This window comes from Gilliamella sp. B3817 (assembly GCF_026536705.1).
Classification (GTDB): Bacteria; Pseudomonadota; Gammaproteobacteria; order Enterobacterales; family Orbaceae; genus Gilliamella; species Gilliamella apicola_I.
Genome location: NZ_JAFNNV010000001.1, coordinates 145,377 through 163,600 on the forward strand (window position 1 = coordinate 145,377; position 18,224 = coordinate 163,600).

At 37.1% G+C, this 18,224-nt stretch carries 13 protein-coding genes; 1 reads left to right on the forward strand and 12 read right to left on the reverse strand.

Going from position 1 to position 18,224, the window contains the following annotated elements; translation table 11 throughout:
* The first annotated feature begins 294 nt into the window (after nucleotides 1–294).
* Nucleotides 295–1,755 carry a catalase gene (locus tag J3U36_RS00615; protein WP_267379223.1) on the forward strand — a complete coding sequence of 487 codons (1,461 nt, stop codon included), beginning with the start codon at nucleotides 295–297 and terminating at the stop codon, nucleotides 1,753–1,755.
* Nucleotides 1,756–2,024: 269 nt separating this feature from the next.
* Here the strand turns inward: J3U36_RS00615 and rlmB are convergent, their stop codons facing one another.
* The 12 genes from rlmB to J3U36_RS00675 all read right to left on the reverse strand — a co-directional run bounded on the left by rlmB (nucleotide 2,025) and on the right by J3U36_RS00675 (nucleotide 18,144).
* Nucleotides 2,025–2,777 carry a 23S rRNA (guanosine(2251)-2'-O)-methyltransferase RlmB gene (gene rlmB / locus J3U36_RS00620; protein ID WP_267379221.1) on the reverse strand — a complete coding sequence of 251 codons (753 nt, stop codon included), beginning with the start codon at nucleotides 2,775–2,777 and terminating at the stop codon, nucleotides 2,025–2,027.
* A complete protein-coding gene (gene rnr / locus J3U36_RS00625; RefSeq protein WP_267379219.1) occupies nucleotides 2,778–5,207 on the reverse strand; it encodes a ribonuclease R in 2,430 nt (809 codons plus the stop codon).
* A gap of 199 nt (nucleotides 5,208–5,406) precedes the next feature.
* Nucleotides 5,407–6,699 (reverse strand): phosphoribosylamine--glycine ligase, encoded by a 1,293-nt coding sequence (gene purD / locus J3U36_RS00630; RefSeq protein WP_267379216.1) that lies wholly within the window; start codon nucleotides 6,697–6,699, stop codon nucleotides 5,407–5,409.
* A 45-nt stretch (nucleotides 6,700–6,744) separates the two neighbouring features.
* A complete protein-coding gene (gene purH / locus J3U36_RS00635) occupies nucleotides 6,745–8,337 on the reverse strand; it encodes a bifunctional phosphoribosylaminoimidazolecarboxamide formyltransferase/IMP cyclohydrolase (protein WP_267379213.1) in 1,593 nt (530 codons plus the stop codon).
* 387 nt (nucleotides 8,338–8,724) lie between these two features.
* On the reverse strand, nucleotides 8,725–9,630 hold the full coding sequence (gene era, locus J3U36_RS00640; RefSeq protein ID WP_267379210.1) for a GTPase Era: 906 nt from the start codon (nucleotides 9,628–9,630) through the stop codon (nucleotides 8,725–8,727).
* Nucleotides 9,627–10,307: a ribonuclease III gene (gene rnc / locus J3U36_RS00645; RefSeq protein WP_267379209.1), complete on the reverse strand. Its 681-nt coding sequence runs from the start codon at nucleotides 10,305–10,307 to the stop codon at nucleotides 9,627–9,629. The genes era and rnc overlap by 4 nt, the downstream gene beginning before the upstream one ends.
* Before the next feature lie 5 nt (nucleotides 10,308–10,312).
* Nucleotides 10,313–11,314 carry a signal peptidase I gene (gene lepB, locus J3U36_RS00650; RefSeq protein ID WP_267379207.1) on the reverse strand — a complete coding sequence of 334 codons (1,002 nt, stop codon included), beginning with the start codon at nucleotides 11,312–11,314 and terminating at the stop codon, nucleotides 10,313–10,315.
* Between the two features lie 20 nt (nucleotides 11,315–11,334).
* Nucleotides 11,335–13,131 carry a translation elongation factor 4 gene (gene lepA / locus J3U36_RS00655; protein ID WP_267379205.1) on the reverse strand — a complete coding sequence of 599 codons (1,797 nt, stop codon included), beginning with the start codon at nucleotides 13,129–13,131 and terminating at the stop codon, nucleotides 11,335–11,337.
* 155 nt (nucleotides 13,132–13,286) lie between these two features.
* The gene (locus tag J3U36_RS00660; RefSeq protein WP_267379202.1) at nucleotides 13,287–14,273 is read right to left on the reverse strand and encodes a MucB/RseB C-terminal domain-containing protein; all 987 of its coding nucleotides are present in this window, start codon (nucleotides 14,271–14,273) and stop codon (nucleotides 13,287–13,289) included.
* 6 nt (nucleotides 14,274–14,279) lie between these two features.
* Nucleotides 14,280–14,840, reverse strand: coding sequence for an RseA family anti-sigma factor (locus tag J3U36_RS00665; protein WP_267350581.1), 561 nt, complete (start codon nucleotides 14,838–14,840; stop codon nucleotides 14,280–14,282).
* 43 nt (nucleotides 14,841–14,883) lie between these two features.
* The gene (gene rpoE, locus J3U36_RS00670) at nucleotides 14,884–15,456 is read right to left on the reverse strand and encodes an RNA polymerase sigma factor RpoE (protein ID WP_267350583.1); all 573 of its coding nucleotides are present in this window, start codon (nucleotides 15,454–15,456) and stop codon (nucleotides 14,884–14,886) included.
* A gap of 216 nt (nucleotides 15,457–15,672) precedes the next feature.
* Entirely contained in the window at nucleotides 15,673–18,144 is a 2,472-nt protein-coding gene (locus J3U36_RS00675) for a class I adenylate cyclase (RefSeq protein ID WP_267379200.1), read from the reverse strand.
* Between the last annotated feature and the right edge of the window lie 80 nt (nucleotides 18,145–18,224).

Genomic DNA, 18,224 nt, shown 5'->3' on the forward strand with positions numbered 1-18,224 from the left:
ATCACCTTTACAATTATATTAAAAAAAGTGATTGAAATTTGTATCATTTAAAATTGAATAGTTGTATACTTATTTACGCTTCATTTCTTAACTTTGTTTTTTTAAACAATGGCTATTCAAAAGTAATAATTTGTAAATTACAATCTTTCTTTTTACAGTATGTTATTCATCCTTTTAGTTCTTTTTTTGTTTTGTATTATTGTTTCATACTCAAGTCTTAGGGAATAAATATTCTAACTCATGGTGGAATTTTATTTCTTAAGACTTTTTTTTATAATAAAAAGGAGTGTAGCAATGTCAGAAAAAAAAGCCTTAACCACCAACAATGGAGCACCAATAGCCGATAATCAAAATTCCCGTACCGCAGGTCCTCGAGGCCCTGTATTAATTGATGATTATCAGCTTATTGAGAAACTTGCACAATTTAATCGTGAGAACATTCCTGAAAGACGTGTACATGCCAAGGGATCGGGTGCGCATGGTACATTTACCGTGACTAATGATATCACTCAATATACTTATGCCAGTATTTTTACCAAAGTGGGGAAACAAACTCCCGTGTTTGCCCGATTTTCAACTGTTGGCGGTGAACGAGGTTCATCCGATACAGCCCGTGATCCTAGGGGATTTTCTGTAAAATTTTATACCGATCAAGGTAACTGGGATATTGTTGGCAACAATACACCGGTATTTTTTATACGTGATGCCCTCAAATTCCCGGATTTTATTCATACCCAAAAACGTGATCCTAAAACCAACTTAAAAGATCCGCAAATGATGTGGGATTTTTGGTCTTTGTCACCGGAATCACTTCATCAAGTCACCATTCTGTTCTCTGACCGTGGTATTCCTGACGGCTTTAGACATATGCATGGTTTTGGTAGTCATACTTACAGTATTATTAATAAAGATAATGTTCGCACTTGGGTTAAATGGCATTTTAGAACGGAACAAGGTATTAAAAATATCCATCCTAAAAAAGCAGCCGAATTAGATGGTAGTAATCCCGACTCAGCACAAGAAGACTTATTTAATGCAATTGAACGCGGTGACTATCCTAAATGGCGCCTTTACATGCAGGTAATGACTGAAGAACAAGCCAATCATCATCCTGAAAACCCTTTTGATGTGACAAAAGTGTGGTCACAAAAACAGTATCCATTAATTGAAGTGGGCGTAATGGAACTTAATCGTAATCCAGAAAACTATTTTGCTGAAGTTGAACAAGCCGCATTTGAACCAAGTAATGTCGTGCCAGGAACGGGGTTATCGCCAGATAAAATGTTACAAGGGCGAATTTTTGCTTATGCCGATGCACATCGTTATCGTATAGGCACAAACTACCAACAATTACCGATCAATGCGCCGAAATGTCCGGTACACAATTATCAACGTGATGGAGCTATGCGCTTTTATACACCAGATAATGCGCCTAATTATGAGCCAAATAGTGTTGATAGCGCACCTAAACAACAACCACAATATGCTGAGCCACCTATGCATGTGCCTGCTGGTACAATGGATAGACATGATCATCGTGTTGACGATGATTACTATTCACAGCCACGCGCATTATTCAATTTAATGCGTTCCGATCAAAAACAGCTCCTGATTGATAATATTGTCGGTTCAATGAAAAACGTTGATCGTGATATCCAAATTAGACAGCTTAAACACTTTTATAAAGTCCACCCTGATTATGGTTCTGGTGTTGCCAATGGGTTAGGAATTGAAATCGATCTTATCAAAAGTTAGTTCACCATATAACCACAGTGCTGACTTTGCTTAATCGGCACTGTATGGTTAATACATTTAGCGCTAAGTTAAATAAACAGGCTATTTATTTGTATTTACTCTTATTTTGGCTGGCGAACAGGACTTAACTCTATTGTTGAAAATTCATAGATAAATATAAAACTGTTTTGATGGTTATTTGGAAGAATTTCTTGAGAAAACAATCAAATATTGTTTTATTTACAGCTTGGTTAGTGGTTTAACTAAACCAAGCTTTTTATCCTAGTTAATTATTTATTTTTTTGTCTGACTATCTCAAATAAGCAAATGCCCGTTGCCACCGAGACATTAAGCGAAGACACAATTCCCGCCATTGGAATACTGACCAATTCATCACAATGTTCTTTGGTTAAACGTCGCATGCCTTCCCCTTCTGCGCCCATAACCAGAGCCAGTGGAATACTTGTTGATGATTTGTAAAAGTCGGTTTGATAAAGTGTACGTTCTGCTTCTCCAGCCGTGCCCACAATCCACACATGATACTCATCTTGTAACATTCGCATGGTACGAGCTAAATTGGTTACCCGAACAACAGGGATACTTTCAGCGGCTCCACAAGCCACTTTTTGTGCCGTCGAATTAAGCGGAGCCGAACGATCTTTCGGGACAATAATAAAATTAACCCCTGCGGCGTCTGCTGTTCTGATGCAGGCACCAAGATTATGTGGATCTGTTACGCCATCTAAAATCAGAATAACGGGATAGGGTTGCTGTTCAACTAGTAATGGAATGTCATTTTCTTGATAGGTACGACAGGGTTTTACTATTGCTAAAATACCTTGATGTACACCATTTTTAGATTTGTCATCTAACCACTGGCGATGGGTTATTTTCACGATTAAACCAAGTTGTTCTATTTCATGCACAAGACTATTAAGACGTTTATCTTCCCGCCCTTTGGCGATGTAAACCTCAATAATTCTTTCAGGGGCACGTGTTAAAAGTGCTTCTATAGCATGGATACCGTAAACTGTTTCACTCATCTATTTTTTACTCTTTACTTTCTTACTTTTAGTCGTTTTACTTGTTGATGTCGATGCGATTTGAACCGCATTTTTATCTACCTTTTTGCGCTTTCCTTTATTTTTATTTGTCGCTTTCACCTTTTTTCTAACGTTGCCACTCACTACTTGTTTTTTGCTTTTACGCTTTTTAGCCGGTGCAATATCGTTATTATTTTTATCATTTAGCTGTTTAGCCTTAGTTTTTGCGGTTTTACCTTGACGCTTAGGGCTATTATTACTACTGACCAAGGCAAAATCAATTTTTCTTTCTTCAGGATTAACATTTTCTACTTTAACGCTAACTTTATCACCTAAACGGTAACTGTAATGGGTATTTTCACCAATTAAACGATTTCGTGAAGCGTCATAAATATAATAATCATTTTCAAGCGATGAAACATGTACCAGACCGTCTATAAATAGATCATCTAATCTGACAAAAAACCCGAAGTTCACAACACTTGATATGGTACCATTAAAGACTTCACCCACATGATCTTGCATATAATCACACTTGAGCCAATCAACCACATCACGCACTGCCTCATCGGCTCGACGTTCTGTAAGTGAACAATGTTCGCCAAAATAGAGCATTTCGTTAATGGTATAACGATGCCCGCCTGTCTTACTGGTTTTATGCTGTTCATTGGCTAATATCCACTTAATAGTTCGATGTAACAGTAAATCAGGGTAACGTCGAATTGGCGAGGTAAAATGACCATACTCTTCAAGTGCAAGCCCAAAATGACCCCGATTTTCTGGATCATAAATCGCTTGTTTCATCGAACGTAAAATAACTGTCTGTAACATGTCACTATCAATACGCTCTTCAATCGCTAGCATCAACTCGGCAATATATTTTGATTTTGGGTTAACACCGCCACCTAACGATAATCCTAGTTCTTGTAAGATGCTACGTAAGTTATTCATTCGCTCTTCATCAGGACGATCATGAACACGAAACAAAGCAGGTACGTCCGCTTCAATCACCAGTTTTGCTGCTGCAACATTAGCTAAAATCATACACTCTTCAATAATTTTATGTGCATCATTACGTTGTGCTAACTCAATACTTTCGATCCGTTTATCGGCATTGAAAATGAATTTCGGTTCTTCCGATTCAAAACCAATCGCTCCACGAGCAATTCGTGACTTATCCAATATTTTGTATAAGCCATATAGGTTTTCTAAATGTGGCACTAAATCATGGTAATGTTGACGGAGTTCTTTATCACCGTCTAAAATTTTTGCAACTTTCGTGTAAGTCAATCTGGCATGTGAATTCATCACAGCGTCGTAAAATTGATAACCAGTCAAACGGCCTTTGTTTGATACGGTCATTTCACAAACTAAACATAGTCTATCTACCTGTGGATTAAGCGAACAAAGTCCATTTGATAACGCTTCTGGCAACATCGGCACGACACGAGAAGGAAAATACACCGATGTACCGCGTAAGCAGGCTTCTTTATCAAGTGCTTTATCGGGTCTGACGTAATAACTGACATCGGCTATTGCCACCCATAATCGGTAACCTCCACCACGGTTTTTTTGGCAATACACGGCATCATCAAAATCACGTGCATCTTCACCATCGATGGTAACTAAAGGTAGATCCCGTAAATCTTTACGCCCTTTTTTGGCTTTTTCGGGCACTTCATCACCAAATTTACTCACCTCTTTTTCAACAGCTTTAGGAAATTCATATGGGATTTCATGATTACGAAGAGCAATATCTATGGCTAAGTTAGTCCCCATGATTTCACCAAGGACTTCTTTAATGACACCGACCGCTTTTTGACGACGTTCTGGTCGTTGTTGTAACTCAACAACAACGACCGTTCCCATGCGTACTGTGCGTTTCGGTTTACCAGTGATTAAAATATCAAAATTTAAGCGACTATCATCAGGCACCACAAATCCAACGCCTTGTTCAATAAAGTAGCGACCAACAATTAAATTACTGCGAGGCTCTAAAATACGCACAACACGTGCTTCTGTTTTTCCACGATATTGATTACTCAGTGGTTGGGCTAAAATTACATCACCTTGTAAGACTTTTTTCATCTGTTCTGGCGATAAAAAGTAATCTTCAGGTTTTCCTTCAACACGTAAAAAGCCAAAACCATCACGATGTGCAATCACCTTCCCCTTAACCATATCTAACTTTTCAGGCAATGCATAACATTTACGGCGTGTAAACACGACTTGACCATCGCGTTCCATTGCACGTAAGCGGCGATGTAGTGCTTCTTTTTGTTCTTCAGTTTTAATGGAAACGGCTTGGGCAATTTTTTCTAAATTAGCAGGCTTCGCCTCTTTGGTTAGGTAATCTAATATTAATTCGCGACTGGCTATCGGTGAATCATATTTCTGCGCTTCTCGTTCATAGAATGGATCGTTTATCATAAGGAATATCCAGAGATCATATTTAATCGGTAGCATAACATAGAGTTATGTAACTTAAAATAAACATTCCTTTTTACTACTAATCTTTATCGATATAATTTACATAGCTAAACAAAACTAAATTATTAACATCAAAACCGAATCTAATTCGCCATTTCTAAGCCTATAAATGATATAAATTCAATTATGTTTTATTCATCTATTTAGTGTTTTTTTCACGCTCAATGGCGCGATAACCGATATCATGACGATAAAAACAGCCGTGCCAATGGATTTTATCAACTTGTTGATAAGCACGTTGCTGAGCTTCCAATACCGTATCACCTAAAGCAGTGACACAAAGTACACGACCACCGTTAGTTAACACATGCCCTTTTTCAAAAATCGTACCTGCATGGAACACTTTACAATCAACTGTCGATTCGGTAGGTAAACCAATGATTGTATCTTGGATATTATATTCACCTGGATAACCACCAGCCGCCATAACGACACCTAATGCAGGTCTTCTATCCCACTTGGATTTAACCATACTTAATTGACCATTTACCGCCGCCAAACATAACTCAATCAAGTCTGATTGCATACGCATCATAATGGGTTGGGTTTCGGGATCGCCAAAACGACAATTAAATTCAATCACTTTAGGATTACCCTGTTTATCAATCATTAAGCCTGCATACAAAAAACCAACATAAACATTCCCTTCTTGAGCCATGCCATTTACGGTTGGATAGATAATTTGTTCCATAACTTTGGTAAACACCTCATCTGTCACAACAGGTGCTGGAGAGTAAGCGCCCATTCCCCCCGTATTTAAACCCGTATCACCGTCACCGACTCGCTTGTGATCTTGACTTGTTGCCATTGGCTCGACATGCTTGCCGTCAACCATGACAATAAAACTGGCTTCTTCGCCGGTTAAAAATTCTTCAATAACCACTCGATGACCCGCATCACCAAATGCATTACCCGCTAGCATGTCACGTACAGCATTTTCAGCTTCTTCAAGGGTCATGGCAACAATAACCCCTTTACCGGCTGCTAACCCGTCGGCTTTAATCACAATTGGGGCGCCTTTGTCACGTATATAGGCAATGGCAGGATCAATTTCGGTAAAAGTTTGATATTCAGCAGTGGGGATTTGATGACGCGCTAAAAAATCTTTAGTAAAAGCTTTAGAACCTTCTAGCTGAGCTGCCGATTTAGTTGGCCCAAAAATATTTAATCCGGCTTTTTGAAAACTATCAACAACACCAAGTACTAATGGGACTTCAGGCCCCACTATAGTTAAATCAATTTGCTGTTGCTGGGCAAAATTAAGTAATCCACTAATATCATTTGCTTTGATATTAATATTTTCTAAATTAGGCTCAAGTGCTGTACCTGCATTACCCGGTGCGACAAAAACTTTTGTAACCAAGGGGGACTGTGCCGCTTTCCATGCTAAAGCATGCTCACGACCACCATTACCAATAACCAATACTTTCATACCCATTCCTTTAATTTGTTCTTAACTGACATTTATATTATACGATCAATGTCTAAAATGACGCATATTAGTAAAAATCATTGCAATATTATGTTCATTAGCAGCTTGAATAACCTCATCATCACGGATAGAACCACCTGGCTGAATGACACAAGTTACCCCGACTTTAGCCGCAGCATCAATACCGTCTCTGAATGGAAAAAATGCATCAGATGCGACCACACAACCCGCTACTTCTAAATTTTCATCTTGCGCTTTTATACCGGCTATTTTAGCCGAATACACACGACTCATTTGTCCTGCTCCAATTCCAATGGTCATGTTGTCTTTGGCATAAACAATGGCATTTGATTTAACAAACTTAGCCACTTTCCAGCAAAACAGTGCATCAGATAGTTCTTTTTGAGTTGGTTGCCGTTTGGTCACCACTGTCAATTGATTTTCGGTGACCATACTTAAGTCATGTTCTTGAACTAACAGTCCACCATTTACTCGTTTAAAATCTAAACGACTATTCGCTGATTGCGACCATTGACCACATGCTAATACCCGTACATTTTTTTTTGTCTGCATTATGGCAAGTGCATCTTCATTAATTGACGGTGCTATAATCACTTCTACAAATTGGTTTTCTATAACTCTGGTTGCCGTTTTTGAATCTAAAGGACGATTAAAAGCAATAATCCCACCAAAAGCAGACGTTGGATCGGTTTTAAACGCATTTGAGTAAGCATTCAAAAGAGTATCACTCACAGCCACTCCGCAGGGATTAGCGTGTTTGACAATCACACACGCTGGCTCATCAAAGGATTTAACGCATTCAAGTGCGGCATCCGCATCCGCAATATTGTTATAAGAAAGTGCCTTACCTTGTAATTGTTTAGCTGTCGCAATCGATGCGTCGTTTATATCTTCATCAATATAAAAAGCCGCTTTTTGATGTGCATTTTCACCATAACGCATATCCTGTTTTTTAATAAATTGAAGATTCAACGTTCGTGGAAATTGTCCAGACACTTTATCGGTTTCACCATAATAAGGCGGCACTAACTGCCCAAAATAGTTGGCAATCATACCATCATATTTTGCTGTGTGTTCAAAAGCTTTAATCGCCAAATTGAAACGATATGAGTAGCTCAGGGAATTGTGTTGCTGATCCATCAATTCAATAATGGCCGCATAATCATTGTAATCAACAACAATAGCGACATCTTGATGATTTTTAGCCGCGGCACGTACCATGGTGGGGCCACCAATATCAATATTTTCAACGGCATCTTCTAAACGGCAATCTGATTTAGCGACGGTGTCAGCAAAGGGATACAAGTTAACCACGACCATATCAATCGGTGCAATTTGATGTTGATGCATCACATCATCATCGAAACCTCGCCGCCCTAAAATTCCACCATGAATTTTAGGATGAAGTGTTTTGACTCTACCCTCCATCATCTCAGGAAATCCAGTATAGTCTGAAACCTCAATGACGGGAATATTGTGTTTCATAAGCAATTTAGCGGTACCGCCCGTAGAAAGAAGTTCAACGTTTCGTTGATGAAGAGCTTGGGCAAATTCGATAATACCGGTTTTGTCTGATACGCTAAGTAAAGCGCGATGAATAGGTCGAAACTGCTGCATGATGGGGCTCCGAAGTTAATACTTTAAATCCAAATCAATTGAATCGGTATTATATAGAAAAGCATCATCGATGTTTAGTGATTAGTTTATATTCTGATAAATTTAATTATATCCTGCAAAGCGAATCTAACATTTTAAGCCTAGCATATGGAGCATTTGAAAATTTCACTTTGAAAAATAGAACAAGCTTTTTTAGTTATAAAAGTGATCTGATTTTTTGTAAAATAAAAAGTATTGTTTGATTGGTAGTAACCGATAAATTGATAGGTAGACGGTTTTAATGTATGACTATCGCAATAAAATTTATTTGGTTAAAAAATGAGTTATTAATAAAGCGGCATAACCTAAACTAAATTGATAACTCATCAAATAACCAAGCAATAAGGTTTAATCGTCACTATAGCCAAGACTGCGTAATGCACGCTCGTCATCAGCCCAACCTGCTTTGACTTTAACCCATAACTCTAAATGAACTTTAGTATCAAAAAAAGATTGCATATCTTTACGAGCTTCAATCCCAATTTTTTTGATCTTTTCACCTTTATTGCCGATAACCATTTTCTTTTGACCATCACGTTCGACTAATATCAACCCATTGATTCGATACATACCTGTACGTTCATCAACTTTAAATTGTTCGATTTCAACGGTTACCGAATAAGGCAATTCATCGCCTAAAAAACGCATTAATTTTTCACGAATGATTTCCGATGCCATGAAACGTTGCGATCGGTCAGTAATGTAATCTTCTGGAAAATGGTGTTCACCAACCGGTAAATGTTTTTTCACAATATCTTTGATGATATCAATGCCTTCACCCTTTTCAGCGCTAATTGGTACGACATCAAGAAAATTGATTTTTTGGCTGATTTCTTGAATATGAGGTAACAATTGGGTTTTATCGGTAACATTATCAATTTTATTGATCACAAATAAGACTGGCGACTTACAATCTTTCAATTTGTTAGCAACCATTTCGTCATCATCGGTCCAGTGTGTCCCCTCAACGACAAAAATCACCAACTCTACATCACCAATAGAGCTACTTGCCGCTCGATTCATAAGGCGGTTAATCGCTCTTTTTTCTTCAATGTGAAGACCGGGTGTATCGATATAAATTATTTGGTCACTACCTTGAGTATCAATGCCCACAATACGATGACGTGTTGTTTGAGCTTTACGCGAGGTAATAGAAACTTTTTGACCTAATAATTGATTTAATAAAGTTGATTTGCCGACGTTTGGTCGACCTACGATGGCAACGAATCCACAATGTTGTGTTGTTTCTGTCATTTTATACCTAATTGATTGAGTGCTTGTTGAGCAGCAGCTTGTTCGGCTTTACGGCGACTAAGTCCTCGCCCTAAATATTGATGATCATCATTTTCAAGTTTGCATTGAATCAAAAATTCTTGCTCGTGTTTATCACCTGTGACTTCGAGGATCAAATAACAGGGACGTTCTTGATGTATCCCTTGCAAGTATTCTTGAAGTCTTGTTTTCGCATCTTTTTGTTTCACACCCGGTTTAATTTCTGTTAACCGGCTCTGATACCAAGACAATATTAACCGCCTGACATTTTCAATATTACTATCTAAATAGATCGCACCAATAATGGCTTCAACCGCATCAGCAATAATTGATTCCCGACGAAAACCACCGCTTTTTAATTCACCTTGTCCTAAGGTCAGATAATTTCCTAAATTGAATGCTTTACCTATTTCAGCCAATGTTGTGCCACAAACTAAGCTTGCTCGCATCTGACTTAAATCGCCTTCATCTTGCTGCTTAAATCGATGAAAAAGATCGTCTGCAATGGCAAAGCTTAAAATAGAATCGCCTAGAAACTCTAGGCGTTCGTTATGTCGTTTATTCGCACTTCGATGAGTTAAGGCTAATTCAAGTAACGAAAGGTTTTGAAACTGATAGCCAATCGACTGTTGCAAAGATTTTAAATTTTTAATACTCATGGCGACTAGTGTATGCCTCCAATACGGCTAAAGCGAATCCCCGTAGGCCATTCATCGGGTTGTTTTTCAAAGCTAATCCATATTGCTGTCGCTTTACCAACGAAGTTTGATTCAGGCACGAATCCGAAATAACGGCTGTCGCCACTGTTATCACGATTATCACCCATCATAAAGTAATTGCCTTCCGGTACAACCCAAGTCGCAAGCGGTTGTCCATTTTGATGGAAGAAGTATTCTGGTTTTTCAATTATGTTTTCCGTTGTTAAAATATCGTGTGGTTCATCACCTAGTGTTTCTTGCTGTATGTTTATATTTAATGATTCGACAGAGTTTGAATCAGCAATCCCTTTTTCTTTATACTGTTCTAAAGTATAAAAATTAGGCCCTGATTTGAATTGCTGATAAACTTGTTTCCAATTACTTAATTTTGGTTCACTGTAATGTAAATCCAGTGGTTGCGTTTTTTGCCCTACACAGTTGGTATCACTACTTTGGCAAGCAGGATAAATAAAGAGTTTTTTGTCTTGAACTGAGTAAACAATTTTATCACCAGGCAAGCCAACTACACGCTTAATTAAATCCATTTTTGAACCATCTGGGTGTTTAAAAACGGCAACATCTCCGCGTTTAGGGTGCCCTGTCGATATAATGACCGTATTAGTAATGGGATCACGCAATCCATAAGAATATTTCTGAACAGCAATAAAATCACCAATCAAAAGTGTCTGCATCATCGAACCAGACGGAATCTGAAACGGTTCATATAGAAACGAGCGGATGAAAAATACAACAAAAAGAACGGGGAAAAATGAGGCTAAATTCTCTACCCAACCTTTTGGTTTACCGACTTGAGCCAGCACTTTTCCATCGATTTCACCATTGCATTGTTTACGGACTTCCTCAACTTTACGCTGTCTTGCAGGCTTCCAGCGGTATTTTTCTAAAAACCAAAAGATACCTGTTATCAATGTTGCTATTGTTAATATGATGGCGAATGTATTAGCCATTTTTTTTCCTCTTTTACTGGTTAATCTTTACCGACATGTAAAATAGCTAAAAACGCTTCTTGTGGTAATTCAACATTACCCACTTGTTTCATGCGTTTTTTACCCTCTTTTTGCTTTTGTAAAAGTTTTTTCTTACGACTAACGTCACCACCATAACATTTTGCTAATACATTTTTACGTAATTGCTTAACGGTTGAACGCGCAATGATATGATTTCCGATTGCTGCTTGAATAGCAATATCAAATTGTTGACGTGGAATTAAATCTTTCATTTTTTCAACTAATTCGCGACCGCGATAAGGTGCATTGTCCTTATGAGTGATTAACGCTAACGCATCAACACGTTCTCCGTTAATAAGTACATCTAACCTGACCATATCGGCAACTTGGAAACGTTTGAAACTGTAATCCAATGAAGCATAACCACGAGAAGTTGACTTTAACTTGTCAAAGAAATCTAAAACCACTTCGGTCATAGGGATTTCATAGGTTAGCGACACCTGATTTCCATGATAAACCATATGCGTTTGTACCCCACGCTTTTCAACACAAAGTGTAATAACATTGCCAAGATAAGTCTGTGGTACCAAAATGTTACACTCAGCAATAGGCTCACGCAATTCTTGAATATTGTTAACAGCAGGTAGTTTAGCAGGGCTGTCAACATAGATTATCTCGTTTGACGTTGTCAGCACTTCGTAAACTACTGTTGGCGCTGTCGTAATCAAATCTAAGTTGTATTCACGCTCTAACCGCTCTTGAATGATTTCCATGTGTAATAATCCAAGGAAACCACAACGGAAACCAAACCCTAATGCACCTGAGTTTTCTGGCTCATAAAATAGCGATGCATCATTTAGGCTTAATTTTCCAAGTGCATCACGAAAGGCTTCATAATCATCCGAACTAGTCGGGAATAACCCAGCATAAACCTGCGGTTTTACTTTTTTGAACCCCGGTAATGGGTTTTCTGCTGGCGTTTTAGCAGATGTTAATGTATCACCAACAGGAGCCCCTAAAATATCTTTAATTGCACAGACAACCCAACCTACTTCACCACATTGTAAACAGGTTTTGTCGACTTGTTTTGGGGTAAATATTCCAAGGCGATCAACATTGTAAGTCATTCCTGTGCTCATCACTTTGATTTTATCCCCTTTCTTTAGTTCACCATTTTTAATGCGAATTAAAGACACAACACCAAGATAATTATCAAACCATGAATCAATTATCAATGCCTGCAAAGGTGCATTTGAATCGCCTTCAGGTGGCGGAATATCATTAACCAATTGTTCGAGTACATCAATAACCCCCACACCTGTTTTTGCTGAACAGCGAACAGCATTAGAGGCATCAATACCAACAATATCTTCGATTTCTTCTGCCACACGTTCCGGCTCAGCAGCGGGCAAATCAATTTTATTTAGCACTGGGACAACTTCAAGATTCATATCTAAAGCGGTATAACAGTTTGCCAGAGTTTGTGCTTCAACGCCTTGACCTGCATCAACCACTAACAGCGCCCCTTCACAAGCCGCTAACGATCGCGATACTTCGTAAGAGAAGTCAACATGACCGGGTGTGTCAATAAAATTAAGCTGATATGTCTCACCATTTTTTGCATGATAATCGAGAGTAACACTTTGTGCTTTAATTGTTATACCACGTTCACGTTCAAGATCCATTGAATCTAAAACTTGTGCTGCCATTTCACGATCAGAAAGGCCTCCACAAATTTGTATGATGCGGTCTGAAAGTGTAGATTTACCATGGTCAATATGAGCAATAATTGAAAAATTGCGGATATTTTTATTCATATCAATAAATTATATTTTGTATTTTAGTTGTAAACAATTAACTATTTAAATACCGAATAGTGATAAACAGTATCTCATAATAATTATAAAGCTAGAAAGAGTAGCATTTTACACATTTATCACTGCTAAGCATAGCGTTATCGAGAAGTTAACCACTATTTCTCAATAATATTTTGTGCAATACGTTCTATAGTCGTTCGCGGTAGATTACCAATAATGATAATATTCTTTTTAGCAATATTGGTTGAAAAAATGGTTCGTCCACCTTGTTGGATAAACTGATTAGCCTGATTTGCTTTTTCGGAAGAAACATTGACCGTAAATGAAAAAACGCCATCTGAAAAAAGCTTTGTAGCTATATCTGAATTATAAAAATTGACATTATATGCTGCCACTTCTTTAAATCCTTTAGGTAGCCATGCTAATCGCCATGAATCGAGTACGTTTTCTTGTTTTTCAATAGATAATAAAATAGGGTAGCTTCGAGTTTCGATGTATTCCTTTACTGCTTTTTTATCAAAATTTTCGTCGAGATCGGCTACCTTAAGTTGGCTGATAATTTCGCTATGTTGATCTAATAAATCTATACGAATCGGTAGGTAAATTTCATCATCAACCCAAATAACATAGCTATAACGATCTTTATCTTTTGCGACCATTTTAACCAATTGTACGCTACGATTTGCTGTCCGTGTTTTTCCTAATAAAGTAAAGTCATATACATCGGTAAGTTCATTAAAATCGTTATATATAATATCTGGGAAAGCCTCAACAATTCGTGAACTGCTTATCGAAAAAGACTCGCTATCCGGTTGGAAGTAGCTAATGACGTTTTCATGTAAAATAATTTCTCTCGCAGCACCTTCAAGATAAAGTAACAACGCTTTGACATCTTTTTTATTTTCCGCACCTAAATGCGTATATTCATATGTACTAACGTATTGATTTTTATCTTGTGATAAGAAGTGAATTTGATAATCTTGAGTTTGCACTGCCTTGCTCATTTTATTAAGCAGAGCGACAGGATCATTATTTTCACTAGCTTGAATTGACAGGGACATTAGCAGAAAAAACAGACTAGCAAATATATAGCTACTCTGTTTTATCATTGTTTGGAAATTTGAATAAAATTTTAATTTCATTTCGGATTACTGAGCATTTAACCTTTTTTGCAGTTCATAATCTTGTACAAGTAATCTGATTTTATCATATTGTCTTTTTTCTAGAAGTTGCTGATCATTCTGTTGCTGTAGTCCTCCAACAGGCGCAACATTGACACCAACAGGGATGGTATTTAAAGTTGGGATATTACTATCACTATCAGATTGACGTTGTTGATATTGTACACCCGCAATAATCGCTAAAGTAACGCAAGCAGCAAGACCAACTTGACTGACTTTTGCCATGACGTCTTTGAGACGAATCCAAATAAGATTTTGTTTATTTGGTCGCGATATTTCATCCTGATTAGGTTGATTGGTTAATTTGTTATAGATATCTTCTTTAGCAATGGCGTTTGCCACTTGTTTAGAAATATCCAAAGTTAATGCGCTACTATGCAAGTCACCACGCATTGCTTCTCTGGCAATATGATAGCGATGCCAACATGATTGAAGGCTTTCATCATTTGATATTTCATCAATGAAATGATCACTTGTAAACTCGCCATCCATAAGCAATGAAAGTTGCTCTTTCTGTTCAATTCGCATAGTAGATACCTTAAATTTATGACTACTCATTATCATTTTGTATTCAACCAATTAATGGTTTTAATTTTTCATCAATCGCATCTCTTGCTCTAAAAATGCGTGATCTCACTGTTCCAACCGGCGTATCCATTATTTCTGCAATCTCCTCATAACTTAAACCATCAATTTCACGTAATGTAATTGCTATTCTTAAATCATCAGGAAGCGCATCAATTGCTTCAAATACGGCTTTTTTAACTTCATCAGAAAGCGCTAAATTCTCAGGATTATCAAGATCCCTGAGCGAATCAGCTCCTTCATAACTTTCCGCCTCGCTTGCATCAATATCCGATGAAGGTGGTCTTCGACCTTGAGACGTTAAATAATTCTTTGCTGTGTTAACCGCTATGCGGTATAACCATGTGTAAAAAACACTTTCCCCTTTAAATAAGCTTAACGAACGATAAGCTTTGATAAAGGTTTCTTGTACAACATCTGGCACTTCAGAAGCGAGTACATAACGAGAAACCAAGTGAGACAATTTATTTTGATAACGAACCACAAGTAAATTGAACGCATTTTTATCTCCGTTTAATACACGGTCAACTAAAACTTGGTCTGTTACTTGCTCCCCCATTAAAGGCCATTCCTCATTATGTTAATAACTGTTGCTCGGCCAAAACGCTGCACTCACACAGTTAGATTCTTAAATTAAAAAAAAGTTCCATTATTTTAATAGAAATTTTATTTTGGGATCTATTAATAATTAGATTAAAGTTTTTTAAAATTAAAACCAGTTGATTTATTTAACTATTTTTCTTAACACTATTGTGTAATGATATTTTAAATAATGCTAATTTAATAAAAAGATCTCACGCTTACCAGCATCATTATAGGTGATTTGGTAGAATTGAGGTAGATTAAAATTGACTGAACTACTCGTTTTAAAGGTAAAACGATCATCGGATAGCACATAAAAATCATTTATATCTTTAACCATACTCTCCTTTGTGCCGTTGCAATTACGGTAAATTTCTATTTGGTTATTTTCATTCAAAATGTAAAGATCGAATCCTGAATCGGTATCTTCAAAAAAGAATTGAATGATTCCCTCATAGGCAACACTGTCAATTTCTTTTGGTAACTCATTTGTTTGATCCAAAATATTTAACGGGCGACCTTGTACTTTATTGTTCGATACTGCCCCATAAAAATCGATTGCATTATCAAACTGATGAAAAGAGACCCCTAACCTTTCAAAAAAGAGATACCATGAAGAACCACCTATCCGTAATGGTTTAACCTGTGTCGAATTATTTTGTGTCGTGGTTAATCGTAATTCTATACACTCATCCATTAATGTTTTCATTTGTTGCTTAATTTCATTACCTAAATATTTACTGTAGCAAAAAATTTCCATAGGATTAGGTAAATCCGCATCTTTGTGCATGCGATTTAATAACGTTTTAATCGCTTCCAGTACGCACAACGCTCCGCTAAAATGTAGTACACGTATTTCATTCCATGAATTGCGATAAAGCAAATCAACCGATCCCACTAAACTTAACTCTTTTTTTCCGTAATTTAACACATTGTTGCTAAACTCAAATTCAAAATCTAGATTAGTACTAGGATCATCTTCAAGATTTAACATGATTGCTAAATGACGAATTTCACAAGGCCCATATAACTGTTCTTCCGTCGCCTTTGGAATTTCTATAGGAAAATATTCTTTTAAATTTTCAATTAATTTATTGATTTTCGAGTTATCTCTTTTTTCACCGTCATGACAGTAAAATTGAGTTTTATCTGAGATTAAGCCATTAAAATAACACCAACCGACTAGTTTAACCAGATATTTACTATATTCTAAATATTGATGACCTGAAATTGAGTTTAATACCGGTTTTTGATTATACACATACCAACCAGCACGATTAATTCTATCTTCTTTTACGTGGATAAACGTTAATGCTTGTTCTTGCAAATTATTAGCAATATTTAACTTTAACGTCGTTATTTTTCCGGGTAATACTTCAAAAGAAGCGTAAAGCTTACGAGTTAATATTGCCATATCTTGTGGACTAATGAGAGAATCCAAATTATTACGGCGCCCAAAATTAAGTAAATTTCGGTATCCTGTCATCATGGTTTGCAGTAATATTTCATGCATTTCTCGAACTTGCTCTATCTTCCAAGTATGACTCGCATCCAATTTAGCTAAACGCTCTGACGTCCAGCCCCACTCTTTTACCAGATCATTCAAAACGTCCCGACGCCATGAAATAGCTTTTTTTGTTTGAGAAAGTTTTTCGTTTACTTTTAGATAAAAACAGATTCTGATCAGATCCAGCCTTTCAAAATCTTTAATCTCGATTAAATATTGAGTGATCCTATCTAAAAGCATATAGTAAGAATCTAAATTTATTCCCTTTTGAGTTAGCGATTTTTGGATACATTCTCGCATTTCATAAGCTATGGGCCTATTTTGCGGATATATCCAAGAATAAGCTTCTAGTAGCAACGTTTTGAGCACCGCTTTAAAAGGAGAATCGATACTTTTGTAGAGTTGCCATAAACTGGCTCCAAAATACTCTTCAGCAGAAAGACCTGTTAAAGGTCCAAAATCGATCCACTCTTCCCGCTTAATTAGCTTTGAATCAACCAAAGCATTCACACACTGTTCATAAGTCGAATAGCTAACGTTATTCACGGTGAAGTTATAGGGCACCACAAACCATAACAGATATTTTCCTGCTAATAGTGTGGCTGTTCGATAAAATTCCTCAAGTAATAAAATGTGTTGCGCAGAACCGCAATTTTCCCCCATTAAACATTCATGATGTTTATTGATGAAGCGATCCACATCAACGACAAATAAGGTTAATTTTACATTTTGTTCTTTAGCCCAATTTTCGACTAAACGACATTTTTCAATTAAGGCTTGCTTTCTTTTTTCGGATAAATTATTTTCAATACAAAGCCAAATATCTAAATCGGATTCGACTGATTGTCCAATGGAACATGTACTACCCATGGAGTAGAGTGCCGATATTTCGGGATTGTTCACATTTGGAATAGCCTCAAATTCAAAACAGTTCTTGAGTTGCGAACAAATCTCATCGGTTGTCTGGTAATAAGCGATTCCTGATGGAGTATCTTCAGCAAGATAGCCGGGCAATTTAGGGTGATGAAAATGAAAAATGGCGGGTAGCAAAGAAAATACACGTTGAAACTCAATTGACATCCCAGTCAAAGCACGTTCATGTTTTAGATGAACAAGATCTTTAAGTTCTTTTTTTATGTTATTAATATAATATAGCATAACTTTATCTGGATGAAACACGTGTACTACTAACGGACTGCCTCAATCTAACATTTTATGAGTAGAAGGTAAATAGAATA

Coding starts and splice junctions, on each gene's coding strand:
- lepB (WP_267379207.1), bottom strand. CDS start 11,314: ATGGCTAATACATTCGCCATCATATTAACAATAGCAACATTGATAACA.
- rlmB (WP_267379221.1), bottom strand. CDS start 2,777: ATGAGTGAAACAGTTTACGGTATCCATGCTATAGAAGCACTTTTAACA.
- J3U36_RS00675 (WP_267379200.1), bottom strand. CDS start 18,144: ATGCTATATTATATTAATAACATAAAAAAAGAACTTAAAGATCTTGTT.
- J3U36_RS00615 (WP_267379223.1), top strand. CDS start 295: ATGTCAGAAAAAAAAGCCTTAACCACCAACAATGGAGCACCAATAGCC.
- rnr (WP_267379219.1), bottom strand. CDS start 5,207: ATGATAAACGATCCATTCTATGAACGAGAAGCGCAGAAATATGATTCA.
- J3U36_RS00660 (WP_267379202.1), bottom strand. CDS start 14,273: ATGAAATTAAAATTTTATTCAAATTTCCAAACAATGATAAAACAGAGT.
- lepA (WP_267379205.1), bottom strand. CDS start 13,131: ATGAATAAAAATATCCGCAATTTTTCAATTATTGCTCATATTGACCAT.
- purD (WP_267379216.1), bottom strand. CDS start 6,699: ATGAAAGTATTGGTTATTGGTAATGGTGGTCGTGAGCATGCTTTAGCA.
- J3U36_RS00665 (WP_267350581.1), bottom strand. CDS start 14,840: ATGCGAATTGAACAGAAAGAGCAACTTTCATTGCTTATGGATGGCGAG.
- rnc (WP_267379209.1), bottom strand. CDS start 10,307: ATGAGTATTAAAAATTTAAAATCTTTGCAACAGTCGATTGGCTATCAG.
- rpoE (WP_267350583.1), bottom strand. CDS start 15,456: ATGGGGGAGCAAGTAACAGACCAAGTTTTAGTTGACCGTGTATTAAAC.
- era (WP_267379210.1), bottom strand. CDS start 9,630: ATGACAGAAACAACACAACATTGTGGATTCGTTGCCATCGTAGGTCGA.
- purH (WP_267379213.1), bottom strand. CDS start 8,337: ATGCAGCAGTTTCGACCTATTCATCGCGCTTTACTTAGCGTATCAGAC.